The sequence below is a fragment of the Pseudoduganella sp. jia 12 genome, assembly GCF_055502675.1.
In genome coordinates this window covers 83,818-108,716 of the sequence record NZ_JBUXKP010000014.1, presented here as the reverse complement: position 1 = coordinate 108,716, position 24,899 = coordinate 83,818, and the positions used below count along the sequence as shown (strand labels likewise).

Below are 24,899 nucleotides of genomic sequence, written 5' to 3'. Positions count from 1 at the left end.
CATGGCAGCATCTATTGCCACACATCAACCTCGATGTGCGATGATGCTCACCCTCAATTTGTTTTCTGGAGTTATCGATGACCGCCCTTGCTTTCGACCAGCCCGACCTGGGCCAGCACTTGGCTGCGCTTACCGACGAACAGCTCGACGATGCAACGTTCGGCATCATCGGTTTCGATGACGCCACCGTGGTGCGGCGCTACAACCGCTTCGAATCGCATGCGGCCGGCCTGTCGCCGCAAAGCGTGGTGGGACAGCCGTTCTTCACCAGCGTGGCGCCGTGCATGAACAACTTCATGGTGGCGCAACGCTTCGAGGATGCGCAGGCCGACGGCGTGGCGCTCGATGAAACGATTCCCTATGTGCTGACGCTGCGGATGCGCCCCGCCCGGGTGCAACTGCGGCTGCTGGCGCAGCCCGGCGCGGCCACGCGCTACGTGCTCGTGCAGCGGCAGCCGTGAGCACGCCAGCATCCGGCCCCGGCATCGAGCCCGACCTCGCGGCCGAGCACGAGGCGCTGATGCAGTTCCTGTACCTGGCACCCGTGGGGCTGGTGCAGGCGCAGGCCGATGGCGCCATCACGCTGATCAACCCGATCTCGGCGCAGCTGCTGATGCCGCTGTCGCGCGACGGGTGCCTGGACAATCTGTTCACCGCGCTGCAGGACGTGGCGCCGGAAGTGCGCACGCTGTGCGGCGAATTCGCGGCGCCGCGCGGAAGGATCTGCGACGGCCTGCACATCCACCTGCATGGCGGCCGGCGCGACGGCCCCGGCATCCTGTCGCTGTCGATCGTCAAGCTCGATGCCGCCCGGCTGATGGCCGTGCTGCAGGACGTGACGCTGCAGGTGCAGCGCGACCGCCAGCTGCGGCAAAGCGACGCGTGGCTGAACGCGCTGCTGGCCAGCGTTGCCGACTATGCGCTGGTCAGCCTGGACCGTAAAGGCCGCGTGGAACAGTGGAACGACAGCATCGGCCGGGTGACCGGCCACACGCCCGCGGTCGTGGGGCAGCCCTATGCCGTGTTCGAGCCCGACGACACGGCGACGCCGGAAAAGGCGCGCGACCTGCTGCGCGAGGCGGATGCCAGCGGCTGGAGCTTGGACGAAGGCCTGCGCCTGCGCGCCGACGGCACGCCGTTCTGGGCCAGCGCGATGATCACGCCGCTGCCCGAGCGTGACCCGCAGGCGCCGGATACCGAGCCCGCGTATTGCCTGGTGCTGCGCGACATCACCGACCGGCGTGCGGCCAGCGAAGGCTGGCGCCAGGCCGTGTTTTCCGACCACCTCACCGGCGTGGCCAACCGGCGCGGCTTCTTCCATGCGGCCGAACTGGAGCTGGGCCGCGCGCGCCGCTTTCCGCGCCCGATCGCGCTGGCGATCTTCGACCTCGACCACTTCAAGCAGGTCAACGATGCGCACGGCCACCCGGTCGGCGATGCCGTATTGCGCGCGTTCGCGGCGGAGCTGCGTGCCACGTTCCGCCCGGTGGACGTGGTGGCCCGCGTGGGCGGCGAGGAATTCGCCGTGCTGCTGCCATCGACCGAAGTGACGCAGGCATGCGCGGTGGCGAAACGCGTGCTCGCGGCCGTGGAAGCGTTGACGGTGCGGGTCGACGGGGTGGCGCTCAAGTTCACCGTCAGCGCCGGGGTCGCGGCCTGGGACGCGCAATCGAGCGGCATCGACGACCTGGTCAAGCGCGCCGACACCGCGCTGTATGCCGCCAAGGCCGCCGGGCGCAACCGCGTGGAATCCTGGCGTCCCCAATCGACCGATACCCCCGCATGATGGAGCACGACGACAAACTCGCCTACGAGGCGCTGGTTCAGTTCATGTACCGCACGCCGATCGGCCTGCTGCAGGCCGATATCGACGGCGCCATCGACATGCTGAACCCGATGGCTTCGCAGCTGCTGATGCCCCTGGCGCCGCAGGGCGCGCTCGACAACCTGTATGCGATCTTCGCGGGCGCGGCACCCGGGCTGCGCGATGACGTGGCAAGGTGCGACACCCCGTCCGGCGTGGTGGTCGAAGGCATGCGCATCGACGCCCCGGAAGGCAAGGAGGGCCCGCAGGTGCTGTCGCTGTCGGTCATGAAGATCGATCCCCACCGGCTGATGGTGGCCGTGAACGACATCACGCTCGAGGCGCGCCGCGAGCAGGAGCGGCTGGCCAGCCGGCTGTCGTCGGCGGCGCGTACCGATGCGCTCACGCGCATGCCGAATCGCAGCGCCGTGCACGAGGAACTGCGCAGGATACTGGAACGCGGCGGTGCCGCCGAGGCCGGCTTCGCGGTGCTGTTCATGAACTGCGACCGCTTCCGCCAGGTGAACGACACGCTCGGCCAGGCGGTGGGCGACCAGCTGCTGGTGCTGGTGGCCGAACGCATCCGCAACGTGCTGCGCCCGCCCACCGACCACATCTCGCCTGGCCAGCAAGGCGGGCAACTGGCGGCGCGCGTGGGCGGTGACGAATTCGTGGTGGTGCTCGATGGCCTGCGCCGCGTGGAAGATGCGGAGAGCGTGGCCATGCGGCTGATCGGCTCGATCGGCCGCGCCTTCCACCTGCAGGGGCATGAAGTCATCTGCAATGTCAGCGTGGGCATCGCCTGGGGCGACGACCATGATCCCGATGCGCTGCTGCGCGACGCCGGCATCGCGATGGTGGAAGCCAAGCGCAGCGGCGGCGCGCGCTTCGTGCGCTTCGAATCCGCCATGCGCGAACGGGCCGCGCGCCGCACCGATATCGAGACGGAGCTGCGCCAGGCGCTGCAGTCCGACCAGCTGTTCGTGGTGTACCAGCCGGTGGTCGGGCTGCGCGGCGATGGCGGCACCGACCGTTCTGCCGGCGTGGAGGCGCTGGTGCGCTGGCGGCACCCGGTGCGCGGCATCGTGCCGCCGTTCGAATTCATCGGCGTGGCCGAGGAGAGCGGCCTGATCGGCCCGCTCGGCGATTTCGTCCTTGCGCAGGCCTGCCGCGATTTCGTGCGCTGGCAGGACGAGCTCGGCGTGCTGGCGCCGCGGCTGCTGGCCGTCAACCTGTCGCGCGCCCAGCTGGGCCAGCGCGGATGGGTGGAGACGGTGGCCCGCATCCTCGCCGAAACGGGGATGGCTGCGCAGCGGCTGCAGCTCGAAGTGACGGAAAGCCTGGCGGCGCAGGATACCGACGTGCAGCAGCGCCTGCACGAACTGAAGGCGCTCGGCATCACGCTGGCGCTGGACGATTTCGGCACCGGTTATTCATCGCTGGCCAGCCTGCACCTGCTGCCGGTGGACACGGTGAAGATCGACCGCTCGTTTGTCAGCCAGAGCGAAACGAGCCACCACCACCGCGTGCTCATCGAAGCCACGGTGAAGGTGGCGCAGAGCCTGGGCATGAACACGGTGGCCGAAGGCATCGAGACGGCCGAACAGGCCACCGTGGTGCGCACGCTGCAATGCGACAAGGGGCAGGGCTACCTGTATGCCCGGCCGCTGCCGAGCGAAGAGCTGGCGGCCTGGCTCAGGCAGCCCGGCGCCGCCTGAGCCAGGCCATGGCCGGCGCCGCGAACGGCAGTCTTGCGCGCGGCAGGCTGGCCGCGCTGGCCGGATCGGCCAGGAAGCCGGCCAGCACGTCCTCGAACAGCTGCGCGTCGCCCGCATGCTGCTTCTGGCGCATCGCACGCGGTTCGCCCAGCCAGCGCAGCGCGAACCAGTCGGCCAGCAGGTCGCCCTGCGCCTCCATGTTGAAGTCCGCCAGCCGCCGGCCCGGCGCCAGCTGGTAGCGATAGGACAGGCCAACGCGCAAGGCGCCGCGGAACATCACCGGGTAGCCCAGCTGCCACTGCCATACGTGCACCATCTCGTGCACGAACCAGAGCAGCCGCCATGCCGGCTCGCGCGAAAAATCGTCGCGGAAATCCTCGGGCCGGAACCAGACATGCCCATCCGGCGCCATGGCCGTGTGCCGCCACTGCAGGCCGAAGAACCAGCCGCGCGCATGGATGCGCACGCGCGTGTAGTCCAGCCCCGCGCCGAACAGCTTGCGGCAGCAGGCGATTTCGCCATCGGTGAGTGGCCGGGAGTGATGTTTCATCGAAAAATGTTTCCTAAAACCGGGGGCGTAGCCGGGGTTTCAAAGAGTACTGCTCTTTGCCGGCGCAGCGGTGCTGGCTTACAAGCCAGCACTCCTTCCTGACCCCGGTTTTAGGAAATTTTTGCCAGGAAGGTAACGAGTTCGCGGTTGACGTCGGCGGCGTGCGTGATGGGGGCCATGTGGCCGCCGGGTGTTTGCGCGGTGGTGGCGCGGGGCAGGGCGGTGGCGAGGCGCGTGGCGACGGAGCGCGTGGAGGCGGGGCCATCGCGGCCGGAGAGCACGAGGGCGGGGATGCCGATCGCGGCCATGTCGCGCGGCGTGGCGGGCTCGCCGAGCAGGGCGACGAAGTCGAGTTTGACTTTCGCCACCTGGCCGGTGAAGCGCTCGCGCATGGAGGCGGGCATGCCGTCGAACGCGCCGGGGCCGTTCCAGTAATCGATGAAGCTGCGCGTGGCTTCTTCCGGGGTGGGCGCGGCGTCGATCGCGGCGATGACGGCGCATACTTCGGCGCGGCCCGTGTCGGTTTCGTCGAGCAGGTGGAAGGCGACGGGTTCGAACACGGCCAGCGAGCGGATGCGGCCCGGCACGGTGCGGGCCAGGCGCAGTGCCGTGGCGCCGCCATAGGAGTGGCCGACGAGGTGGAACGGTTCATCCTGCGCCAGGTGGGACGCCAGGGCGGCCTGCACGGCGTCGGCTTCGTGGGCCAGCGAGAAGTCCGCCTGCATGGCCGCATCGGGGAACGGCGCCTTGCCATAGCCCAGCAGGTCGAGCGCGATGAAGCGGTAGTCCGCTTCGTGCGCGGCCATCAGCGCGGCCCACTGGCTGCGCGAACTCATCGAACTGTGCAGCAGCACGACGGCGGGGCGGGGATCGGGAAGGGGCATGGCATTCTCGCGGTAGCGGCAGATCGCGCATTATAGGACTGTGGATGAAAACACGCGGCCATGAAAAACGACGATGCCGGCAGGCGATCGTCGTGCGGGTTGCATCAGGTGCCGGCGCGTGCGCCGCGTCCAGCCAGGCGCCGGCGCGAACCTAGTAACGCATCAGCGGCGCATCATGCCTGGCGGCCCGCTTTCCGGCGGCGGGCGACAGCGCCCACCAGGCCCAGGCCGGCCAGCATCATCGCGTACGTGCCCGGTTCCGGCACGGCGCTGACGGTGATGTTGTCGACGGCCACGTCGAAGTCCGTGAAGCCGTACACGTAGCCCGGCTTGTAGGTGGTGAACGCGATCTCGTCCACGCCGGCCAGTACGCTGGCGAACGTGCGGTCCGCCGGCAGGTACGGGGTGCCGTCCGCTTCCTCGGCGCCATAGCCGCCCCAGCCCGACGGCAGGCCGATGGCCGACGTGTCGTCGATTGTGACCGAGAAGTGCTTCCAGCCTTCGTTCGACGCGTCGAGCGTGCCCACCGTGTACCACACGCTCGTGTAGGGCAGGCCCGCGCTGGCGTTGTCGTAGTCGCGCAGTTCCAGTACCAGGTCGCGGGTCACGTCCTGGCCAAAGAAGCTGACCTGCTGCGCCAGCACGTCGATGCCGAACGTGACGGACGACGTGGCCGTGTAGTCGCGCACGACGTCGGCGTTCGTGCTGTTGGCGAAAGTGATGCCGAAGTTATTGATGATCGTGCGATAGGCCGGTGCGCCATTGCCCAGCGTTGCGTCGATACCGGAGCCGCCGACGCCATTCGCCGGTTGCGTTCCCTCCCAGCCTTGTGCGCCGGAAGAAAAGTCCGTCGTGGCCGCGGCGGCGCTGCCCGCGCCGAATGCCAATGCCAACACCATGTAAGCCTGCTTCATCTTCATGTTGCATTCCTTGTAGTAGTTGATAGGTACCAAGTGGCGCCGCGGCCGGGGTCTCCGGCACGTTGATTTGTGGTCAATGCGGCAAGCCATTCTCGGCAGTGCAGCCACCAGGTGTCAAAGCAGAAAGATGAATTATTTGTAACAAAGTGCCGTGGTTATATGGCAATTTCTGGGCGGGAAGGGAGGCGGGGAAATAAACTTTGGTAGCGCTAGCTTGGCAGACGGCTTGAATCGCGGATTACCACTCTGGGAGACAGCAGGCACGCGCAATGGGTGCCCGGACGCGCAGTGACTTTATTCGTGCAAGCCGGAGTGTGTCTCCGGCACCACGATCAATCGAGGCTGGCCTGGCGCAGCGATGCCGTCTTGTCTTCCAGCTCGAGTTTCAGCCGGGCTGCCTTGAGCGTCGCCACATCCACCTTGGGCGGCGTGCTGACGAGCAGCGGCTTCGGCCGGTTATGCTGGTCGATCTCCGCCGTGGGCAGCCTGAAGTATTCCTTGACGACCTGCGGCCGGCCTTCGTCGATGGCGGGCACTTCGGCCACGCCGGGAGTCACGCCCGGGGTCGCGTCGCCGGTTGCAGGGGCCGTGTCGGAGGCGGGCACGGCCTGCACGATGGCGCAGGGCTTGTCGGACAACATCGTGGCGCCGTTCGGATCGATGCACTTGTAGATCTGATCGTTGGCGCCCGCGCCCGTGCCGGCCAAAGTGGCCAGTCCGAGGGCGAAGGGAAGAATGAAGCGTCGCATGGTTCACCTCCTGTGAAAGCGATGGAGGAAGTATGCGCGCCGGATACTTGCGGGTCTGTTCGCCATCCCACGATCGGCCGGAGGACCAGTCCTACAGCGCGGTAGGCCAATGTCCGGATAGCGCGGCCGTGGCCTGGTTATTCTGCCTGGCGCGCGCGCAGCAGGTTCGCCCAAGCCGGTATGGCCGCATGCCAGAAGGCGGGAATGGTGGCCGCCTCGATGTGCAGACCAAGGAAGCGGGCGGCGGGCAGCAGGCTGTCGGCCAGCAGCCGCTCCGGCGCCGCACCGTTGTCGAACGCCGCCGCGCCGGTCTGCTTCGACAGCTTCTCGCCGTCGGCATTGGCAACGACCGGCACATGCAGGTAGCGCGGATGCGGCACGCCCAGCAGTTCCTGCAGGTAGAGCTGGCGTGGCGTGGAATCGAGCAGGTCGGCGCCGCGGACGATGTCGGTGATGCCCTGCGCGGCATCGTCGACGACGACGGCCAGTTGATAGGCCCAGAAGCCGTCCGCGCGGCGGATCACGAAATCGCCCACCTCGGCCGTGATGTCCTGTTCGACATGGCCGTGCCAGCGGTCCTGGAAGCCGATCACGCGGCGCGGCTGCTGCGGCGTGCGCAGGCGCAGCGCGCGCGGCGCCTTGCCCGGTGCCAGGCCGGTGCGGCATGTGCCCGGGTAGACAAGCGTGGCGTTGGGCTGCAGCGCCTGCAGGCTGACCTGGGAGTCGGCGATCTCCCGGCGCGAGCAGCCGCACGGGTACACGTGTTCCGCCAGCTGCGCCAGCGCCGCCTCGTACAGGTGCTCGCGGCGCGTCTGCCACGTCACTTCGCCGTCCCACGCCATGCCGCAGCGTTGCAGCGATGCGAGGATATGCTCGTCCGCGCCGGACACGTTGCGATCACGGTCGAGGTCTTCGATGCGCACCAGCCACCGGCCACCGTGCACCTTCGCGTCGAGGTAGCTGGCCATGGCCGCGACGAGCGACCCGAGGTGCAGGGGACCGGTGGGAGAAGGGGCGAAACGGCCGGTGTAGGAAGTCATGCGCGCAGTATCGGGGAACGGGCGGCGGGGCGTCAACCGGCCGCCGGCACGTGCATGGTACTGCCGGGCCCGTAATGTCCCCGTGCCAGGCACCGGGACACGAGCTCGACCGCACGGTGTGGCGATGGACAGCGGCGGCTCGCGTGCTCTATAGTCGTCGCTCGTCCATAACGCCCGGTGCCGGATGACTTCACGACGATTGCTCTCCCTCGATGCCTTCCGCGGTTTCACGATCGCCGCGATGCTGCTGGTGAATAACCCTGGCGACTGGGGCAACCTGTATTCGCAGCTGGCGCACGCCGACTGGCATGGCTGGACGTTCACCGACTGGATCTTCCCGTTCTTCCTGTTCATCGGTGGCGTGTCGATGACGCTGTCGCTGGGCCGGCAGGCCGAAGCCGGCGCCGATAAAGGGGCGCTGCTGGCGAAGCTGTGGCGCCGCGCGGCGCTGATCTTCGCGATCGGCCTGTTCCTCAACCTGTTCCCCGCCTTCGATCTTTCCACCCTGCGCATTCCCGGCGTGCTGCAGCGGATCGCGCTGTGCACGGCGCTGGCCGCGCCCATCGTGGTGTATTTCGGCTGGCGCGGGCAGGTGGCATGGATCGTTGCGTTGCTGGCGCTCTACAGCGCCGTGATGCTGCTGTTGCCGGTGCCGGGTGTCGATGGCGTGGTGGCGGCGGGCGTGCTGGAAAAGGGGCGCGACGCGGCGTCGTGGATCGACCGCATGGTGCTGTCCGGGCATATGTGGGCGGTGTCGGAGACATGGGATCCGGAGGGGCTGTTCTCGACGGTTCCCGCGCTGTGCAGCCAGCTGTTCGGCGTGCTGGCGGGGCGCTGGCTGGCGGCGCGCGTGGATGCGGTCGAACGCACCGTGTGGCTGTTGCTGGCCGGGCTCGCGTTCGTGCTGGCCGGCGCGATGCTGGACGTCGTGCTCATGCCGGTCAACAAGAGCTTGTGGACCACCTCGTTCTGCGTGATGACCACCGGCTGGGCGCTGCTGGTGTTCGGCGTTTTCTACTGGCTGCTCGATGCCGCGCCGTCCGCCGCGCTGCGCGAGCGGACCGCTGTTCTGGCGCGGCCGTTCGTCATCTTCGGCATGAATGCGCTGTTCCTCTATGCGCTGTCGGGCGTGGTCGTGAACCTGATCGGCCATGTCGGCTGGCACGGCGCGCTGTATGGGCCGATCGCGGCGCTGCCGCTGGCGCCGAAGGCCGCGTCGCTGGCTTACGCGGTGGCCTTCGTGCTGGCGATGTTCGCCGTCGCCTGGGGGATGTGGCGGCGGCGCTGGTTCGTCAAGGTGTGACGGCGCGCGGCTGCCGCTGCTCGGTGGCGAAGACCATCATGCCGGCCGCCGGGAACAGCAGGCCGGTCATCAGCACGCCCTGCCAGCCGTGGTGGGCGTACATCCAGCCGCCCACGGAAGAGCCGAGCGCGCCGCCCATGAAGAAGATCGCCATGTACAGGCCGTTCAGGCGCGAGCGCACGTCGGCGCTGAGCGCGTAGAGCGCCCGCTGGCCGGTGACGAGGCTGGCCGAGACGGCGCCGTCGAGCACGATCGCGGCCACCGCCAGCAGGCCCAGTTCGAACGTGCGGCCGCCGTGCAGTGCCAGCGGGGCAACGAGGGACAGGGCGGCAGCCACGAGCGCGATCGCCGTCGTCGAACGGGACTTGCCCTGGTCGGCGCGCCGGCCGGCAATCGGCGAGGCGAGGGCGCCGGCCACGCCCACCAGCGCGAAGATCGCGATGCCGGTTTGCGACAGGCCGAACGCCGGGCTGGCGAGGATCAGCGGCACGGTGGTCCAGAACAGGCTGAAGGCGCCGAACATGCAGAACTGGTAGGCCGAACGGCGGCGCAGGATCGGCGTGGTCCTGAGCAGGGTCCATAGCGAAGCCAGCAAGGCCGGGTAGGTGTGTTGCTGCGCGCCCGGCTGTACCGGGTCGCGCAGCGGCAGGCGCTGTTTCAGCACGACCGCCAGGCCCGCCATGACGAGCGCCGACAGCACGAAGATCGCGTGCCAGCCCAGCGCATCGGTGACGAGGCCGGCCACGGGCCGCGCCAGCATGATCCCCAGCATGAGGCCACTGACGACAGTGCCCACCGTTTGTCCGCGCGTCTCCGGCCTTGCCAGGTGCGACGCGAACGGCACGATGACCTGCGCCGCCACAGAGCCGAGGCCGATACCGAACATCGCGGCCAGGAACAGCGCCGCGCTGGTGCTGAACGCGGCCACGCCGAGCGCGCACGCGGTGCCGGCCAGCGCCGTCACGATCAGCTTGCGGTTCTCGACCAGGTCGCCGAGCGGCACGATGAAGATCATGCCGAGGCAGTAGCCCAGCTGCGTCAGCGTAACGATGAGGCCCGCAGCGCCCGCATCGAGTCCCGTCGCCCGGCTGATCGGCCCGATCAGCGGCTGCGCGTAGTACAGGTTGGCGACGATGAGGCCGGTGGCCGTGGCCATCAGCCACACCATGGCGGCGGAGATATCTGGTTGTTCTTGTTGTTGAGTGTGCACTGCAAATTCCTTTTGTTACTGCATCCGCCCGGCCACTGCCAGGCGCCTGACTACCGATTCTAGGAAATATTTCTCAAAACCGGGGTCTGACCCCGGTTTTGGGAAATATATTCTGACGGTACTAAATTGATGTGCTTAAAGGCAGGCTGTGAAGAATGAGTGCGCAGATAGCGCGAAATCTCAGGGGGATTGCTGGTCCGCCACCTGCCCGATTCCGGAATATTTTCTGAAACCGGGGTCTGGAGGGAGTACTGTCATGCATGACAGTACCGCTACGCCAGCAAGGAGCAGTGCTCCTTGAACACCGGCTACGCCCCCGGTTTTGAGCAATGTTTCCTGGACTTGGCCCTACAGCTTTCGGTGGTCAGCCGCGCAGGATGTCGCCGAGGATTTCGTAGGAGCGCAGACGGGCGCGGTGGTCGTGGATCTGCGAGGTGACCATCAGTTCGTCAGGCTGGGTGCTGGCGATGAACGCGTTCAGCTGGGCGGCCACGGTGGCCGAGGAGCCGATCGCCGAGCAGGACAGCACGGAGTCGAGCATCGCGTTTTCCGCATGGCCGAGCGTGGCGCGGTAGTTCGCTACCGGGGGCAGCAGTTTCGATGGCTGGCCGGTACGCAGGTTGACGAACGCCTGCTGCATCGATGTGGCGAGCAGTTGCGCTTCCTCGTCGGTATCCGCGGCGAACACGTTATAGCCCAGCATGACGTAAGGCTTGGCGAGGGTGGCCGACGGCTTGAAGTTGGTCCGGTAGAAGGCCACGGCCTGCATCATCATCTGCGGCGCGAAGTGCGAGGCGAATGCGTACGGCAGGCCGAGGTGCGCGGCGAGCTGCGCGCCGAACAGGCTCGAGCCCAGGATCCACAGCGGCACCTTGGCGCCCTGGCCCGGCACGGCCAGCACGCGCTGGCGCGGCGAGTCGCTCATGTAGTCCTGCAGTTCCAGCACGTCCTGCGGGAATTCGTCGGCATCGGATGAGAGGTTGCGGCGCAGCGCGCGGGCCGTGGTCTGGTCGGAGCCGGGGGCGCGGCCCAGGCCCAGGTCGATGCGGCCGGGGAACAGCGCCTCCAGCGTGCCGAACTGCTCGGCGATCACCAGCGGCGAGTGGTTCGGCAGCATGATGCCGCCGGCACCGACGCGGATCGTTTTCGTGCCGCCGGCCACATGAGCGATGACGACGGCCGTGGCGGCGCTGGCAATGCCCGGCATGCCATGGTGTTCGGCCAGCCAGTAGCGATTGAAGCCCCAGCGTTCGCCGTGCTGGGCCAGGTCGAGGGTGTTGCGCAGCGATTCGCCGGCATGGCTGCCTTCGGCGATGGGGGAGAGATCGAGTATTGACAGTGGGATCATTGATTTACGAGGGCGCGCCAGCGCTTGTGGCGCGGCCCTGCCTTTCATGCAAGTTCCGCTTGCAGCAAGGCCGGGTGGCGTTGCTCAAACGGTGTCCTGCATTGTGGCACGGCTGGCGCGTTCCTGCAGGAGGGCGCGCAGCTGGGACGGGGCCAGCGGCTTGACGATGTGCCGGTGGAAGCCCGCGGCGCGCGAACTTTGCTGGTCCTTTTCCTGGCCCCAGCCGGTGACGGCCACCAGCATGCAGTCGCGCTGGCGCGGGTCGGCGCGCAGCCGCCGCGCCAGTTCGTGGCCGTCCATGCGCGGCATGCCGATGTCGAGGAAGGCGATCTGCGGCTCGAAGCTTTCGGCGCAGCGCAGCGCGGACAGGCCGTCGTAGCACACCGTTACCGATTGCCCGGCCGCGATCAGCAGCGTGCGCAGCGTGTTGGCATGGTCGATGTTGTCGTCCGCCACCAGTACGCGCAGCGACGGCAGGGGCGCCGTGCGGATGTCGATACCCGGGGCGGGCGCCGCATCGACGGTGGTGACCGGCAGTTCGATGGCGAACGTGCTGCCCAGGTCCTTGCCCGGGCTGGACGCGGTCAGCGTGCCGCCATGCAGTTCCACGAGCCGGCGCGCCAGCGACAGTCCGATGCCGAGTCCCGCCTGCGCGCGGCCCAGCGACCGGTCCGCCTGGAAAAAGATGTCGAAGACCTGCGGCAGCACGTCGGTCGCGATGCCGATGCCGTTGTCGCTGATGTCGATGCGCACCCGGTCGGGCGCGTGCAGCCGCACCGCGTTCAGGGCGAGGCGCCCGCCGTTCGGCGTGTACTTGGCCGCGTTGTTCAGCAGGTTCGACAGCACCTGCGCCAGCCGGGTGGCATCGCCTTGCAGCACTACCGGTTCGTCCGGCACGTCGACCGCCAGCGCATGGCGCCGCTGCGTGACCAGCGGGCCGGCCGTTTCCAGCGAATGGGTGATCACGTCCTGCAGCACGATCGTCTCTTCGCGGATGCCCAGCTTGCCCGTGGTGATGCGCGACACGTCGAGCAGGTCGTCGACGAGGCGCACCATCTGCTTGAGCTGGCGCTCGATGATGTCCAGCACATTGGGCGGCGGGGGCTTGCCGGGGCCGCCCAGCCGCATGATCTCGAGCGCGTTGACGAGCGGCGCCATCGGGTTGCGCAGTTCATGCGCCAGCGTGGCCAGGAACTCGTCCTTGCGCAGGTCGGCCGCCTGCAGCGCTTCCTGGGCCGCGCGGCGTTCGCGCAGCTCGTTGTCGGCGCGGCCGCGCGCATCGTCCAGCGCCTCGGCGGCACGCACCAGGGAATCGGCCACTTGCCGCGCCTCAAGGAAGTCCACCACGGCGGGCTGCACGTGCTGCCCGGTGCCCAGCGCCGTCGCAGGCCCGATCAGCGCCTGTACGGAGTGCGCGATGCGCCCGCCGACCAGCCACGCCATGCCGAGGCCCAGCGCGAGGATCACCACGGTGGCGATGATCAGCGATTCCAGCGTGCGCATCATGCCCGCCGCCAGGTTCGCGTGCGGGATGCCGAGCGTGACGCTCCAGCCGGACTTGGACGAACGGCTGTACAGCATCACGACCCGGTTGCCGTCCACGGTGGAGCCCTCGAACGTGTCCTCGAGCTGGCGGCGCATGCGCTCGACCAGGTCGGGGGCGGGCAGGGTGCCGCGGTAACGCTCGATGTCGACGTTGCGGGCGACGATGCGCAGGTCGCCATCGAGGATCGATGCGCGCCAGGTCGCCGGCACCTGCTGGTCGCGCAGGATGGCGCCCAGTGCCGCCGGCAGCACCTGCGCCGCCAGCACGTAGCGCAGCGCGCCTTCGCGCACGACCGGCACGCCGACCGTGATCGTCTGTCCACCCGCGCCGTCGCGCGTCAGGCCCGTGACGACCGGCTGGCCGGTGCGCATCACGTCGCGCAGCAGCGCCGCATTGCCGGGGGCGGACGGCACCGGCTCCGTGGCGGTATTCATCAGCTGGCGCCGGGTCGGCACGTCGTACAGCACGATTTCGGTGATCGGCAGGATCGCGTGCACATTGGCGGCCTGCCGGCGGAATTCGGCGAGATCCGCTTCGTCGACGTCGTCGGACACGGACAGGGCCGACAGCGCGGTGACGACGGTGTCGAAGTCGCGGTCGACCACCGAGACCATCGAACGCGCCGTGGCCATGGCCTCGCCCAGCAGGCTGGCGCGTTCCACGCGGTAGTGGTCGTAGATCAGGAAGGCCGACACGATGGCGGCAGGCAGCACGCAGCTGAGCACCAGCAGCGCCAGCCGGAAACGGATGGTGGGCAGGCGCGGATGAGCGTGAAGATGAGCGTGGGGTGGCAGCTGGCCGGGAGTTGTCTGCACGAAACGTAGGGGCGTATACACTCGATCAATCGTTGTAGGAAGTTACCATAAGCTTGAGTCCGATGACAGCAGGCAATATAGAAAAGCAATGCCCTGTACGCGCGGCGCCACGAATCTTTTCCCGCACGGCCCTGCCGAAAAAAGCCATTCCGGTGCACGGCGCTCGCGTCATCAAATAAATATTCATCGGGCGATAATAAAAAGTCAGCTTTACTGGCCCGCTTATCAAGATTATTGAATCGGCCATATCGGTGGGCGTTGAAATACATTGTTGTTTCTATCCGGCCGATTTTCTTCGTCCTCCACAAATAAATTTCCTCCGGACGCAATTTCCTTTACCATCAGCAACAGAGCCGCTTTCACGCGGCCGCCAGCCAGTGCCCGGCTGACTCCAGGGCATTACCGTTCATTGTTTTCGGATCATGCCAGCCTTTTAACAAAGGCCGGTTGGGGATTTGCATGCTGCGCTATCTGACCTTCACCGTTGCCTTATTGATTTCGTGGTCCGTCAACAGTATGGAAATGAATGTCCCCAACGCGGTTGCCACCGCGGAGCCGATCGAGCTGAAGCCGGTACCCCGGCGTGGCGCCCTGTACCGCGTGCAGCACGATGGCAAGACCAGTTACCTGTTCGGCACGATCCACGTCGGCAAACAGGGTTTTTTCCCGCTCGAGCCGGAAGTGACCAGCGCGCTGGCCCATGCCAGTTCGCTCGTGCTGGAACTCGATACCCGCGTGCACGAGCCGTTTCAGCGCGCGCTGGCCAAGTACGGCAGCTACCCGGCCGGCGAATCCATCACGCGCCACCTGTCGCCGCATGCGCTGGCCCGGCTGGAGCGTGCGCTGGCGAAGGCCGGCATCCCGCTGCGCAATGTGGAAGGATACCGGCCATGGCTGGTCGCCAACATCCTCGTGGGCGGCGAGATCGAGAAGCATGGCTATCACCGCAACAATGGCGTGGAGGGATTCCTGCTGTCGACCGCGGAAAAGCAGAAGAAGCGGGTGCGCGAACTGGAAACGGCCGACTACCAGCTCAGCCTGTTTGCTTCGCTGGACGATGCCCAGCAAGAGAAATACCTGCTTGAAAACCTGGACGACCTGGACAACGGCAAGGCCGTGCAGAAGTCGGCCGGACTGATCGACGCCTGGAGCACGGCCGACGCAGCGCGTATCGCCGTGCTGGCACGCGAGCTGACCAGCGGCGATTCCGTTTCCGCCACGTTCATGGACCGCACGCTGCTACGCCAGCGCAACCCGCAAATGGCCGCCCACATCGAAGCGATCATGCGCAGCGACGAGGTGGCGTTCGTGGGCATCGGCTTGCTGCACCTCGTTGGCGAGGACAGCATTCCCGAACTGCTGCGGCGCCGCGGCTATGCCGTGGAGCAGATGTACTGACGCTGCGCGACCGCGGCGCTGCCTGGTGACCCATCACTGCCGCGACAGATTTCCGTTGCTATAGCGGACGCGGTCGCCCACGCGATAGTCCGGCGCGGCCTGCACCACCACGCTCTGCATCGTGCCCTCGTCGGTGCGCAATGTCACGCGGTACACGCGCCCGGGCCCCACGCCCGTGACCATGCCGCCGGCGGCGGCCGCGCCCGGCGCACCGCTGACGCCCATGCCGGCATCCTGCCGCGCAAGCGGTTCGATCGCCTGCACCACCCCCTGCCAGCCTTGCATGGCGGCGCTGCCTGCCGGGCCGGCCGCCATCGCGCCGCTTCCCGCCGCGCCCGGTGCACTGGTGGCCCGGGCCGCCATGGCGGCGTCATCGCTGCGGCCTTCGTGATAGCCGTTCGCCATCGTTCCGGCGGTGTCCGAATGTCCCGCGCTCTCCATCGTGCCCGATTCGCCGGCACCCGCGCAGCCAGCGAGGATGGCGCCTGCCGAGAGAGCGGCGAGGACCGGCTGCAGTATCGATTTTTTCACGGTGATCTCCCACGAGCGTCATGCCCGATAAGCATTGGAAGGATTTCCCGCCACCGCGTTCATGCCGGCAAGTCACCCTTTGATGCAAATCAAACTCCGGCCTTCCATGCAGCTTGATAATTAGATATTAGATAACTATAAGGGTCGATATGCTCAAGCATCGGACGGACGCGGTGATTTCGGACCTGGTCGACGCCGCTTATGGCGGGCTGGCGGGGCGCAGCGGCCGGCGCAAGCGCCACGTGTTGCGCCACGCGCTGTATGCGCTGGTACGGCTGGCGAAAGTGGAGCAGCTGATGGAAATGCGGCTGGATGCGGAGCGCGCGACAGGCGGCATGGTGGGGATGTCCCAGCGCCGCCATACGAAGGCGCTGCTGCGCAAGATCGGCATGGACATGCATGCGGACCAGGCGCGGCTCGAAAGTGACTGGGCAGAGGCGCGGGCAAGCGACGTGGCCCGCATAGCCACGGCGCCTCGGGCAGCCGACAAGGGCCAGTCTTGTGCCGATGTTGAAAACGATTGCGGGAAAGGCTAGCGTGCGGTGCGGTCAGGTGGAAACCTTGCGGTTCGTCCACAGTGCCCACAGCAGCGTGGATGTCACGATGGCAGACGTGCAGTCGACCAGCCAGTCCCCGACGGCGCCATGCCGGTAGGGCAGGAAGCTCTGCACCAGTTCGTCGACGATGCCCATCGCGGCAATCGTCAGCACGGCTTTCATGGCGCGCTGGGCCGGCGTGCCGCTGCTGCCGGTGAACACGAGGAAGGTCAGTACCGCATAGGCGCAGGAATGCAATACGACGCCGGAGGCGACTTCGGCGGCGTCCGCCCGGGCGCCCGGAATCGAACCGATGATGACGATCAGTGCGAACAGCGCCATCGCTCCCCAATAGCGCAGGCGGGCATATGCCGGGGTAAGCAACAGGAAATGAATGAATTTCAGCACGACACGGGAATGAATTGGCAAAACCGTAACGATAGCATGGGCCAGAAAAAAGAGCCCGCCATGAAGGCGGGCTCAAACCCTGTCCGGGCCAAGAGACGATGAATCAAAAACGGTGAATCGATGCGGCGATAAAGCAGTGCATTTCCGGCGTTGCGCGCTGTACCGGATTGAAATCAGGTCAATCGCCTTGAAAATCGACCCGGAGATGAAGCGACCCGGGTTGAAGCGATCCACGTTGAAGCGATCCACGTTGAAGCGATCCACGTTGAAGCGATCCAAGTTGAAGCGGTCCACGTTGAAGCGATCCGTGAGCAGCGATAAAACAGGGCAATGCCGGAAATGCGAATTCGGAGCGGTGTGCCGAAGCACACCTGGTCTGTCACCACGCATATCGGTTGCATGTGTGGCAGATGGGTTCGAGTATAAGGTTTCCATGTGACGCTGCCATGACAGCGCGCAAACTTGGCGCACTCGGCGCAGCTGGCGCAATGCAGCGGGAATGGGATGCGAGAAGAAACCGGGAAAAAACCGGCAAGAAGCCGCTAAGAAACGGGAGCAAAAAAAAAGCCCGCGTCATCGGCGGGCTTCAAACTATTATCTTGGAGGAGAATAGTGGAGACAGGTGTGATTATGCTGCGCTGCCACATATAAGTCCAATTTTGAATTTCGATAATAGATATAGATTTACCGAATATCTCATCCATAAGGAACGGCGTCCGCGCGTCACAGGATGACGGCTTCGTCGGGCAACTGGTTCGGGCGCGAGCCGTCCGACGGGAAATGCCGTTGCAGCAGGTCGGCCAACTGGTTCAATGCCGCCACGGTGCCTTCGCGGAACTCGCCGCGCTTGTACGCGCCTGTCATCGTGCTGCATACCGCCTGCCATTCGGTGTCGGCGATGCAACGCCCGACATGGCGGTCGGCAACGATGTCCACGGCGTGGTCGGCCAGGTTCACGTAGATCAGCACGCCGCAGTTTTCCTCGGTATCCCAAACACCGTATTGCGCGAACAGAACCCTGGCCCGTTCGCGGTTCGTCACGCCGTCGAGGGCCGCGCCGAACGGCAGCGCGGGTTCGACGACCAGCCGCACTTCGGCCCGGTGGCGCTGTTCGCCTTCGGCGATCGCGGCGGCAATCGCCGCAAGCGTTGCTTCCGGGAAGCATCGGCGCCCCGCGCCCGAGCCGGTCATCAGGTGGCGCAGCGCGCGGCGCCATCGAGCAATCGTATCCATTACCAGTCTCCCGAGGCGCCGCCGCCATCGAATGTGCCGCCGCCGCCGCCGAAGCCACCGCCACCGAAGCCGCCACCGCCGAAGCCGCCACCGCCGCGGTGGGCATTGCCCAACGCGCTGCCGATGGCACTGCCGATCAGCACGCCGGCCGCATTCGAACCCCATCCCGAACGGTGCAGCCCGCTGCGCTGCCCGCGCCCGCGGCCGCGAAACATCGGCAGCAGCACGAAGGCGCCGAACAGGAGCGCCGGCAACAGCCATGAGCCCCCGCTTTCGGGCTGCGCCTGCCGCGGCGCTGGCTGCTGTTGAGGAGCAGGGAACTGTTCCTTGTCCAGCAGGGTGGCGATGGCGGACACGCCGGCGCTCAGGCCGCCGTAATAATCGTTGTTGCGGAAATGGGGCGCGATCACGTCCTGCAATACGCGCTTGGACTGCGCATCCGTCAAAACGCCCTGCACGCCGCGGCCGGCCTCGATGCGCAGGCGGCGCAACGAGGAGGGATTATCCTTCGCCACCACCAGCAGCACGCCATCGTCGACACCCTTGCGGCCCAGTTTCCACGCATCGGTGACGCGGATGCTGTATTGCTCGATCGGCTCGGGCGCCGTGCTTTTCACCGTGAGGATGGCGATCTGGCTGCCGGTGCGGGTTTCGTAATCGGCCAGCACGGATTCGAGGGCGCCGCGTTGCTGCGCCGTCAGCATGCCGGCGCCGTCCGTTACGCGGGCGGTGAGTGCGGGCACGGGAACAAAGCCCGATTGCGTGGAACTTTCCTGCGCGCGGGCCGCCTCGACGAACAGCAGCGCAAAACACAGCAGCAGCACCAGCAATGTGTAGCGGACGAGCCAATGGTCGAGCCAGCGCTTCGATGGCCGCGGCACCAGGCGGCGCAGGCCGCGCCGGCGGCCCCGCATGTCACGTACGTCACGCTCGTTGGTGGTCTCGGCGGTACCCAGCCATTTGCCTTCGGAAGGGTGTTCGCGCGTGCGCCGCCGCGGGGCGGCGGGTGGTGCGGCCGGATCGTGCGGGCCGTGCGGGCCGAGCGGCATGGTGGCAGTCACCTCCAGCAAAGCTATTTCTTCCCGCCGAAGTCGACGGTCGGCGCGGTCGAGATGGCTTTCTCGTTTTCCACGGTGAAGCTCGGCTTGACGTCATAGCCGAACATCATGGCCGTCAGGTTCGTGGGAAAGCGCCGCGCCAGCACATTGTAGTCCTGCACCGAGGCGATATAGCGCTGCCTTGCCACCGTGATCCGGTTTTCCGTGCCTTCCAGCTGCGATTGCAGGTCGCGGAAGCTGGTGTCGGCCTTCAGGTCGGGATAGCGCTCGGAGACCGCCATCAGCCGCGACAGTGCCGACGACAGCTCGCCCTGTGCCTGCTGGAATTTCTGGAACGCGGCGGGATCGTTCAGCACCTCGGGCGTTACCTGGATGCTGGTTGCCCGGGAGCGCGCGGCGGTCACCGCTTCCAGCGTCTCGCGCTCGTGCGATGCGTATCCCTTGACGGTGTTGACGAGGTTGGGGATCAGGTCGGCCCGGCGCTGGTACTGGTTGACTACTTCGCCCCAGGCGGCCTTCGTTCCCTCATCCTTGGTCTGGAAATCGTTGTAGCCGCAGCCGGACAGCGTGGCCGTCAGCACGCCCAGTCCGATCCAGCGTACGAGTGTGTTGCGCATGCTTCCTCCTTGAAAAGACACGTACCGATATTGCATGCACTATACATGTCTGGACAACTGAACTTTGTACGGTACAGCACATAGCGTGGCGTGCAATTGCCGGCCGCTATAATGGTGGGTTTGCATAATTTTTGATTAAGGGGCCGCCGTGAATTTCATCAATAAACTGAACGCCGCATGGGCCGCCAACGATTCCCTGCTGTGCGTGGGCCTGGACCCGGACATGGACCGCCTGCCGGCGCAGTTCCGCGACACGCCGGACGGCATCTATCACTTCTGCAAGGAGATCATCGATGCCACGGCCGACCTGGCATGTGCGTTCAAACCGCAGATCGCCTACTTTGCCGCGCTGGGCGCGGAAGGGCAGCTGGAGCGCATCGGCGCCTACCTGCGCGACCGGCATCCGCACATTCCGCTGATCCTCGACTCGAAGCGGGGCGACATCGGTGCCACGGCGAAGCAGTACGCGCGCGAAGCCTATGACCGCTACGGGGCCGACGCGGTCACGGTCAGCCCGTACATGGGAGCCGACTCGGTGGAGCCGTACATGGCATGGAGCGACCGCGGTGTGATCGTGCTGTGCCGCACGTCGAACCCGGGCGGGTCCGACCTGCAGTTCCTGGAAGTGAACGGCAAGCCGCTGTACCAGCACGTGGCGCAACTGGTGGCGGACAAGTGGAACAGCAACGGCCAGTGCGCGCTCGTGGTTGGCGCCACCTTCCCCGAAGAGATCCGCGCCGTGCGCGAGATCGTCGGCGAAATGCCGCTGCTGATTCCCGGCATCGGCGCGCAGGGCGGCGACATCGAGGCCACGGTGCGCGCCGGCCGCACCGATGCGGGGACCGGCATGATGATCAACTCGTCGCGCGCGATCCTTTATGCGACGCCGCAGGCCGGCGAAGACTTCGCCCAGGCCGCACGGCGGGTGGCGGAGGAGACGCGGCAGGGGATCAACGCCCACCGCTGAAAAATTGGGGACGGACCGGATCGCCGGACCGCCTGTTTTACAGGAAATTTCCTGTAAAACAGGGTCCGTCCCCATTTTGGGCGGTGAAGGAGGGGACGCGGCAGACTAGAAATGCCTACCTATCACTGAACATTTGGGACAGACTGGATCGCCGGACCGCCTGGTTTTGAGGAAATTTCCTCTAAACCAGGGTCTGTCCCCAGTTTTTCTTATTAGTACGACTGCGGCACGATCATTTCGGCGTACTCGTACAGTTCGCCCAAGATCTGCTCGGCCCTTTCGTCGGCCGTCTGCGACAGCGTGTCGATCTCGCCGAACAGCTGGTCGACGCTGCGGGCGCCGCCGGCGCCCTCCAGGAGCCGCGCGGCGCGGTGCTGTTCCCAGTGCTCGTGTTCCTGCTCGGACAGTGTGTCGGGAAAATTGCGGGCGCGGTAGCGGAACAGCAGTTCGGCCAGCCGGTCGTCCTGGAAATGCGGCGAGGCGGTGGCGAGTTTGTGTGGCGGTTCGCGGCGCAGCGAGTCGAGCAGGCGGCGGTCTTCCTTGCCGATGAAGCCGCCATACAGGTCTTCGTCGACGTCGGACGGTTCGGCCGGCGGGCGGTGGAATACCTGTTCCCACAGCGCCGACAGGTCGGGGCCGCTCGCCGCGTACTGCGCGTGCGTGAGTGCCAGCTCCAGGTCCATGCCCCAGCGCTGGGCCACGTCCGCGCTCAGCGTTTTCAGGTTGCCGACCAGCATGGGTGATTTGTTCAGGTGCACGCTCTTGATCGGCAGCCGGCTGACACCTTCGGGCAGGTCGCCGGCGCGGCTGAACAGCCGGGTGCGGATGGTTTCCGCGTCCAGCGTGAACAGTTCGCGCGGGTCGTGGCTGCAATCCCACACGAGCACTTCGTTCTTGTTGGTGGGATGCACGCCCAGCGGCCACACGAGCGCGAGGCAGCCCCGTTCCGCCGGGAACATGCCGGACACGTGCAGGAACGGCTTGCGCAGCTCGCGCGACAGGTGCAGGCCCATTTCGTCCGCGGCGCGGCCCTTGTCGCGCAGGGCCAGGCAGAAGTCCCACAAGCGTGGCTGCTTGTCGCGGATCAGGCGCGCCAGCGCGATGGTGGCGCGGACGTCGGACAGCGCGTCGTGCGCCGCCTCGTGCGCCAGATTGTTGACTGATGTCAATAATTCAAGTTTGAAGCTGGTCTTGCCGTTATCGCCTTTAGGCCATTCGATGCCGTCGGGCCGCAAGGCGTGGCACATGCGCACCACGTCGAGCAGATCCCAGCGGCCGCAGCCGTTTTGCCATTCGCGCGCGTAGGGATCGATCAGGTTGCGCCAGAACAGGAAACGGGTGAATTCGTCGTCGAACCGGATCGTGTTGTAGCCCACGCCCACGGTGCCGGGCTCGGCGAAGAGTTCGAGGATCGTGGCGGCGAACTGGTGTTCCGGCACGCCCTCGCGCAACGCTTGCTGGGGCGTGATGCCGGTGATCAGGCAGGACTGTGGATCGGGCAGGTAGTCGTCGGCCGGCTTGCAGTAGAGCATGACCGGCTCGCCGATCTCGTTCAGGTCGGCATCGGTGCGGATGGCGGCAAATTGCGCGGGACGATCGCGGCGCGGCACGGCGCCAAACGTTTCGTAGTCGTGCCAGAGAAAGGTGTGGTTGCTCATGAGTAGCTTAGTCGTGTCATAACCGGAGATTATCGTGGCAAACAGCATTTCCCTCAATTCAAAGACCATCTCGACCGATTCGAAGGTGGCCGGCCAGGGCGAAGTCACCGCGGCCCGGGCGAAAATGCAGTTGAACGTGTCGATCATGGAAGCGTCCACGTCGATCTCGATCGGCGTCGGCAGCAATCCGCAGGCGCTGCTCTACAAGTCGGCGATCACCAGCATTAACGAAGCCTTGCGGGCCGAGCTGGGCGAGAATGCCGTGCAGAACGCCGCACGGCACGACAATTCGCCCGAAGCCACGGCCGGCCGCATCGTCTCGCTGGCCAGCGGTTTCTTCAGCGTGTTCAAGGCCCAGAATCCGCAGATGGAAGACGGCGCGGCGCTGGAAAAGTTCATGGGTGCGGTGAAGGGCGGTGTCGAGCAGGGCTTCAAGGAGGCACGCGACATCCTAAAGGGCTTGAAGGTGCTGGACGGCGACGTGGCCGCCAACATCGACAAGACCTATGCATTCGTGATGAAGGGTTTCGACGAATTCGCCGCCAGGATGGCGCAGCCGAAGGACGAAAAAGAGGCTGCCTAGACCGCTAATTCCGTTCAGTTAGTGCTTGGCCGGCACGTTGACCCGCATGCAGACACCTCAAAAGCAAAGGGCTGGGGTCAGACCTGGCGGGTCTGACCCCGGAATCTGCCTCTGGGTTTGGCTTATCTGAACGGCATTACCGCCTAGACCGCCGGTTGTGCGGCGGGCAGCGCTTCCGCCACGACAACACGGTCGCGCCCGGCCGCTTTCGCGCGGTACAGGGCGCCATCAGCGGCGGCGACCAGCCCATGGTCGTCCTGCGTTTCGGCCAGCGACGCCACGCCGAACGACGCCGTGATGTGCGGCAGTGGCACCCGCACGTCGTCGAACACCGCCGTTTCACGCATGCGTTCGCACAGCCGCTCGGCCACCCCGGCCGCCACCGGGCCCGGCGTGTCGGGCAGGATCACCATCAATTCCTCGCCGCCATAGCGCACGGCGAAATCCGATGGCCGCAGCGCGCCCGCCAGCAGGTGCGCGGCGATACGCAAGGCGCTGTCGCCCTGCTGGTGGCCGTGATGGTCGTTGAACTTCTTGAAGTGGTCGATGTCGAGCATGATCAGTGACAGCGGCGCGCGCGTCGCATGCGCGGTCGACACAAGCCGCGGCAGCACGTCGTTCAGCCAGGCGCGGTTGTACAGGCCCGTCAAGCCATCGTTCAGCGACAGCTGGCGGTAGAATTCGCCCAGCTTTTGCCGCTGGCGCAATTGCATGCCCGCGGCGCGGATGCGGAAGGACAGCAGCCGCAGCAGGTTCCGGGCGACGCCGTCGGCCTCCTCGATGAGCCGCCAGGCCAGGTCGGCATCGACCAGCAGCAGTTCGCTCGCTTCCAGCGCCTTCAGGCCGGACAGGTCGGCCTCGCCGTCGAGGACAGCCTGTTCGCCGGCGCTTTCCCCAGGCAGGATCCGCGTCGTGGCGCCGTTTCCGGTGGCATCGGCCAGCGCGCCGCGCAGCACGATCACCAGGCGCGGGCTCCCCGGGTCGGACACCATTTCGCCCGCCGCCGCCAGCATCACGGGACAGTTCGCCAGCAGCGCGGCGGCACTGGCGGTATCGGCATCGCGGAACAGGTGCAGGGCGGCGATGTCGTACGGGGAAGCGGCGAAAGTGCTGAGTAGTTTCACGGCAGGGTTTCCAGGAAGTCATGCCATGATAGCGCATGAAAGTCGGTCGAACGCGGCTGAACTTGTTTCAATCCACTACTTTTACTTTCTTTTGCAACATGACCTTCATCGATGCCCTTGGCCACGCCCACGAACCCGATCCGACTGCCCGCATCGTGTCGCTGGTACCGTCGATCACCGAAATGCTGTGCACGTTCGGGCTGGCCGGCCAGCTGGCGGGGCGCAGCGGTTTCTGCATCCACCCGAAAGACGCGCTGCGCGATATTCCGAAGGTGGGCGGCACGAAGGATGTCAACATCGACCGGGTGCGCGCGCTGGCCCCCACGCACGTGGTGGTCAACATCGATGAGAACACGAAGCCGGTGGCCGACCTGCTGGCCACGTTCGTGCCGCACGTGATCGTCACGCACCCGCTGCGGCCGGAAGACAACCTGGCGCTTGCCCGCCTGCTGGGCGGCGTGTTCTGCGCGGACGACGCGGCCCGCCAGTGGTGCGATGCCTTTGCCGCCGAACTGGCCGCGCTGCGCGCCATGCCGAAAGGGCCGCCGCAGCGCGTGCTGTACTGCATCTGGCAGGATCCCTGGATGACCGTGTCGCATGACACGTATATCGCGGCCATGCTGGCGGAGATCGGCTGGAGCGTGCCCGCGCTGGGACCCGACCGTTATCCCCGCTTCGACTGGAACGATGCGCTGGTGGCCGGCATCGACCAGGTGCTGCTCTCCACGGAACCGTACCGGTTCACGGAAGCGCATGCCGACGCGCTGGAAAAGCAGGTCGGCAAGCCCGTGCAACTCGTGGATGGGGAAATGATGTCGTGGTACGGCAGCCGGGCGCTGGCCGGGCTGGCGTACCTGCGCGGCCTGGCCGCGGCGGGATAACTGTCGGCCGTGCCGGTC

General features: G+C 66.4%; 26 protein-coding genes. 10 read left to right on the top strand and 16 right to left on the bottom strand.

Annotated features, from left to right (window positions below; translation table 11 throughout):
• Positions 1 to 77: 77 nt before the first annotated feature.
• Genes ACY65G_RS26520 through ACY65G_RS26510 form a run of 3 tightly spaced genes read left to right on the top strand, consistent with a single transcriptional unit; the run spans position 78 to position 3,522 of the window.
• On the top strand, positions 78 to 461 hold the full coding sequence (locus ACY65G_RS26520; RefSeq protein ID WP_465000277.1) for a phosphonate transporter: 384 nt from the start codon (positions 78 to 80) through the stop codon (positions 459 to 461).
• Positions 458 to 1,786, top strand: a complete 1,329-nt coding sequence (locus ACY65G_RS26515; protein WP_465000276.1) for a sensor domain-containing diguanylate cyclase — start codon at positions 458 to 460, stop codon at positions 1,784 to 1,786. Before ACY65G_RS26520 ends, ACY65G_RS26515 begins: the two co-directional genes overlap by 4 nt.
• A complete protein-coding gene (locus ACY65G_RS26510) occupies positions 1,783 to 3,522 on the top strand; it encodes a putative bifunctional diguanylate cyclase/phosphodiesterase (protein WP_465000275.1) in 1,740 nt (579 codons plus the stop codon). The genes ACY65G_RS26515 and ACY65G_RS26510 overlap by 4 nt, the downstream gene beginning before the upstream one ends.
• On the opposite strand, the gene ACY65G_RS26505 is transcribed toward ACY65G_RS26510, so the two are convergent.
• The 5 genes from ACY65G_RS26505 to gluQRS all read right to left on the bottom strand — a co-directional run bounded on the left by ACY65G_RS26505 (position 3,500) and on the right by gluQRS (position 7,665).
• Complete coding sequence (locus tag ACY65G_RS26505) at positions 3,500 to 4,072, bottom strand: Rhs element Vgr protein (protein ID WP_465000274.1); 573 nt, start codon at positions 4,070 to 4,072, stop codon at positions 3,500 to 3,502. The genes ACY65G_RS26510 and ACY65G_RS26505 overlap by 23 nt on opposite strands.
• 110 nt (positions 4,073 to 4,182) lie before the next feature.
• A complete protein-coding gene (locus ACY65G_RS26500) occupies positions 4,183 to 4,956 on the bottom strand; it encodes an alpha/beta fold hydrolase (RefSeq protein WP_465000273.1) in 774 nt (257 codons plus the stop codon).
• Positions 4,957 to 5,129: 173 nt separating this feature from the next.
• Positions 5,130 to 5,876 carry a PEPxxWA-CTERM sorting domain-containing protein gene (locus tag ACY65G_RS26495; RefSeq protein WP_465000272.1) on the bottom strand — a complete coding sequence of 249 codons (747 nt, stop codon included), beginning with the start codon at positions 5,874 to 5,876 and terminating at the stop codon, positions 5,130 to 5,132.
• A gap of 332 nt (positions 5,877 to 6,208) precedes the next feature.
• Positions 6,209 to 6,625: a DUF4124 domain-containing protein gene (locus ACY65G_RS26490; RefSeq protein WP_465000271.1), complete on the bottom strand. Its 417-nt coding sequence runs from the start codon at positions 6,623 to 6,625 to the stop codon at positions 6,209 to 6,211.
• Positions 6,626 to 6,762: 137 nt separating this feature from the next.
• A complete protein-coding gene (gene gluQRS / locus ACY65G_RS26485) occupies positions 6,763 to 7,665 on the bottom strand; it encodes a tRNA glutamyl-Q(34) synthetase GluQRS (RefSeq protein WP_465000270.1) in 903 nt (300 codons plus the stop codon).
• A 184-nt stretch (positions 7,666 to 7,849) separates the two neighbouring features.
• Here gluQRS and ACY65G_RS26480 point away from each other — a divergent pair, with 184 nt between their 5' ends.
• A complete protein-coding gene (locus ACY65G_RS26480; protein WP_465000269.1) occupies positions 7,850 to 8,968 on the top strand; it encodes an acyltransferase family protein in 1,119 nt (372 codons plus the stop codon).
• On the opposite strand, the gene ACY65G_RS26475 is transcribed toward ACY65G_RS26480, so the two are convergent.
• From ACY65G_RS26475 to ACY65G_RS26465, 3 genes are all read right to left on the bottom strand, one after another.
• The gene (locus tag ACY65G_RS26475; protein ID WP_465000315.1) at positions 8,958 to 10,136 is read right to left on the bottom strand and encodes an MFS transporter; all 1,179 of its coding nucleotides are present in this window, start codon (positions 10,134 to 10,136) and stop codon (positions 8,958 to 8,960) included. The genes ACY65G_RS26480 and ACY65G_RS26475 overlap by 11 nt on opposite strands.
• A gap of 406 nt (positions 10,137 to 10,542) precedes the next feature.
• A complete protein-coding gene (locus ACY65G_RS26470; protein WP_465000268.1) occupies positions 10,543 to 11,526 on the bottom strand; it encodes an LLM class flavin-dependent oxidoreductase in 984 nt (327 codons plus the stop codon).
• A gap of 84 nt (positions 11,527 to 11,610) precedes the next feature.
• The gene (locus ACY65G_RS26465) at positions 11,611 to 13,908 is read right to left on the bottom strand and encodes a hybrid sensor histidine kinase/response regulator (RefSeq protein ID WP_465000267.1); all 2,298 of its coding nucleotides are present in this window, start codon (positions 13,906 to 13,908) and stop codon (positions 11,611 to 11,613) included.
• Between the two features lie 438 nt (positions 13,909 to 14,346).
• On the opposite strand from ACY65G_RS26465, the gene ACY65G_RS26460 reads away from it, so the two are divergent.
• Positions 14,347 to 15,285: a TraB/GumN family protein gene (locus ACY65G_RS26460; protein WP_465000266.1), complete on the top strand. Its 939-nt coding sequence runs from the start codon at positions 14,347 to 14,349 to the stop codon at positions 15,283 to 15,285.
• A 33-nt stretch (positions 15,286 to 15,318) separates the two neighbouring features.
• Here the strand turns inward: ACY65G_RS26460 and ACY65G_RS26455 are convergent, their stop codons facing one another.
• A complete protein-coding gene (locus tag ACY65G_RS26455; RefSeq protein ID WP_465000265.1) occupies positions 15,319 to 15,816 on the bottom strand; it encodes a hypothetical protein in 498 nt (165 codons plus the stop codon).
• Between the two features lie 149 nt (positions 15,817 to 15,965).
• Between ACY65G_RS26455 and ACY65G_RS26450 the strand changes: the two genes are divergently transcribed.
• Positions 15,966 to 16,352, top strand: coding sequence for a hypothetical protein (locus tag ACY65G_RS26450; protein WP_465000264.1), 387 nt, complete (start codon positions 15,966 to 15,968; stop codon positions 16,350 to 16,352).
• Between the two features lie 12 nt (positions 16,353 to 16,364).
• On the opposite strand, the gene ACY65G_RS26445 is transcribed toward ACY65G_RS26450, so the two are convergent.
• Both ACY65G_RS26445 and ACY65G_RS26440 read right to left on the bottom strand, forming a co-directional pair.
• A complete protein-coding gene (locus ACY65G_RS26445) occupies positions 16,365 to 16,760 on the bottom strand; it encodes a VanZ family protein (RefSeq protein WP_465000263.1) in 396 nt (131 codons plus the stop codon).
• Positions 16,761 to 16,832: 72 nt separating this feature from the next.
• On the bottom strand, positions 16,833 to 17,195 hold the full coding sequence (locus ACY65G_RS26440; RefSeq protein WP_465000262.1) for a hypothetical protein: 363 nt from the start codon (positions 17,193 to 17,195) through the stop codon (positions 16,833 to 16,835).
• Between the two features lie 11 nt (positions 17,196 to 17,206).
• Between ACY65G_RS26440 and ACY65G_RS26435 the strand changes: the two genes are divergently transcribed.
• Positions 17,207 to 17,494, top strand: a complete 288-nt coding sequence (locus tag ACY65G_RS26435) for a hypothetical protein (RefSeq protein ID WP_465000261.1) — start codon at positions 17,207 to 17,209, stop codon at positions 17,492 to 17,494.
• Here ACY65G_RS26435 and ACY65G_RS26430 read toward each other — a convergent pair.
• From ACY65G_RS26430 to ACY65G_RS26420, 3 genes are all read right to left on the bottom strand, one after another.
• On the bottom strand, positions 17,484 to 17,993 hold the full coding sequence (locus ACY65G_RS26430; protein WP_465000260.1) for a TPM domain-containing protein: 510 nt from the start codon (positions 17,991 to 17,993) through the stop codon (positions 17,484 to 17,486). The genes ACY65G_RS26435 and ACY65G_RS26430 overlap by 11 nt on opposite strands.
• The gene (locus tag ACY65G_RS26425; RefSeq protein WP_465000314.1) at positions 17,993 to 18,823 is read right to left on the bottom strand and encodes a TPM domain-containing protein; all 831 of its coding nucleotides are present in this window, start codon (positions 18,821 to 18,823) and stop codon (positions 17,993 to 17,995) included. Before ACY65G_RS26425 ends, ACY65G_RS26430 begins: the two co-directional genes overlap by 1 nt.
• 242 nt (positions 18,824 to 19,065) lie before the next feature.
• Positions 19,066 to 19,668 (bottom strand): LemA family protein, encoded by a 603-nt coding sequence (locus ACY65G_RS26420; protein WP_465000259.1) that lies wholly within the window; start codon positions 19,666 to 19,668, stop codon positions 19,066 to 19,068.
• 148 nt (positions 19,669 to 19,816) lie between these two features.
• On the opposite strand from ACY65G_RS26420, the gene pyrF reads away from it, so the two are divergent.
• Positions 19,817 to 20,635 (top strand): orotidine-5'-phosphate decarboxylase, encoded by an 819-nt coding sequence (gene pyrF / locus ACY65G_RS26415; RefSeq protein WP_465000258.1) that lies wholly within the window; start codon positions 19,817 to 19,819, stop codon positions 20,633 to 20,635.
• Between the two features lie 212 nt (positions 20,636 to 20,847).
• Here pyrF and sbcB read toward each other — a convergent pair whose 3' ends face one another.
• Positions 20,848 to 22,293 carry an exodeoxyribonuclease I gene (gene sbcB / locus ACY65G_RS26410; RefSeq protein ID WP_465000257.1) on the bottom strand — a complete coding sequence of 482 codons (1,446 nt, stop codon included), beginning with the start codon at positions 22,291 to 22,293 and terminating at the stop codon, positions 20,848 to 20,850.
• A gap of 34 nt (positions 22,294 to 22,327) precedes the next feature.
• Between sbcB and ACY65G_RS26405 the strand changes: the two genes are divergently transcribed.
• Entirely contained in the window at positions 22,328 to 22,876 is a 549-nt protein-coding gene (locus ACY65G_RS26405; protein ID WP_465000256.1) for a DUF5610 domain-containing protein, read from the top strand.
• Between the two features lie 143 nt (positions 22,877 to 23,019).
• Here ACY65G_RS26405 and ACY65G_RS26400 read toward each other — a convergent pair whose 3' ends face one another.
• Positions 23,020 to 24,000, bottom strand: coding sequence for a GGDEF domain-containing protein (locus ACY65G_RS26400; protein WP_465000255.1), 981 nt, complete (start codon positions 23,998 to 24,000; stop codon positions 23,020 to 23,022).
• 98 nt (positions 24,001 to 24,098) lie between these two features.
• Here ACY65G_RS26400 and ACY65G_RS26395 point away from each other — a divergent pair, with 98 nt between their 5' ends.
• On the top strand, positions 24,099 to 24,881 hold the full coding sequence (locus ACY65G_RS26395; protein ID WP_465000254.1) for a helical backbone metal receptor: 783 nt from the start codon (positions 24,099 to 24,101) through the stop codon (positions 24,879 to 24,881).
• Positions 24,882 to 24,899 lie beyond the last annotated feature (18 nt).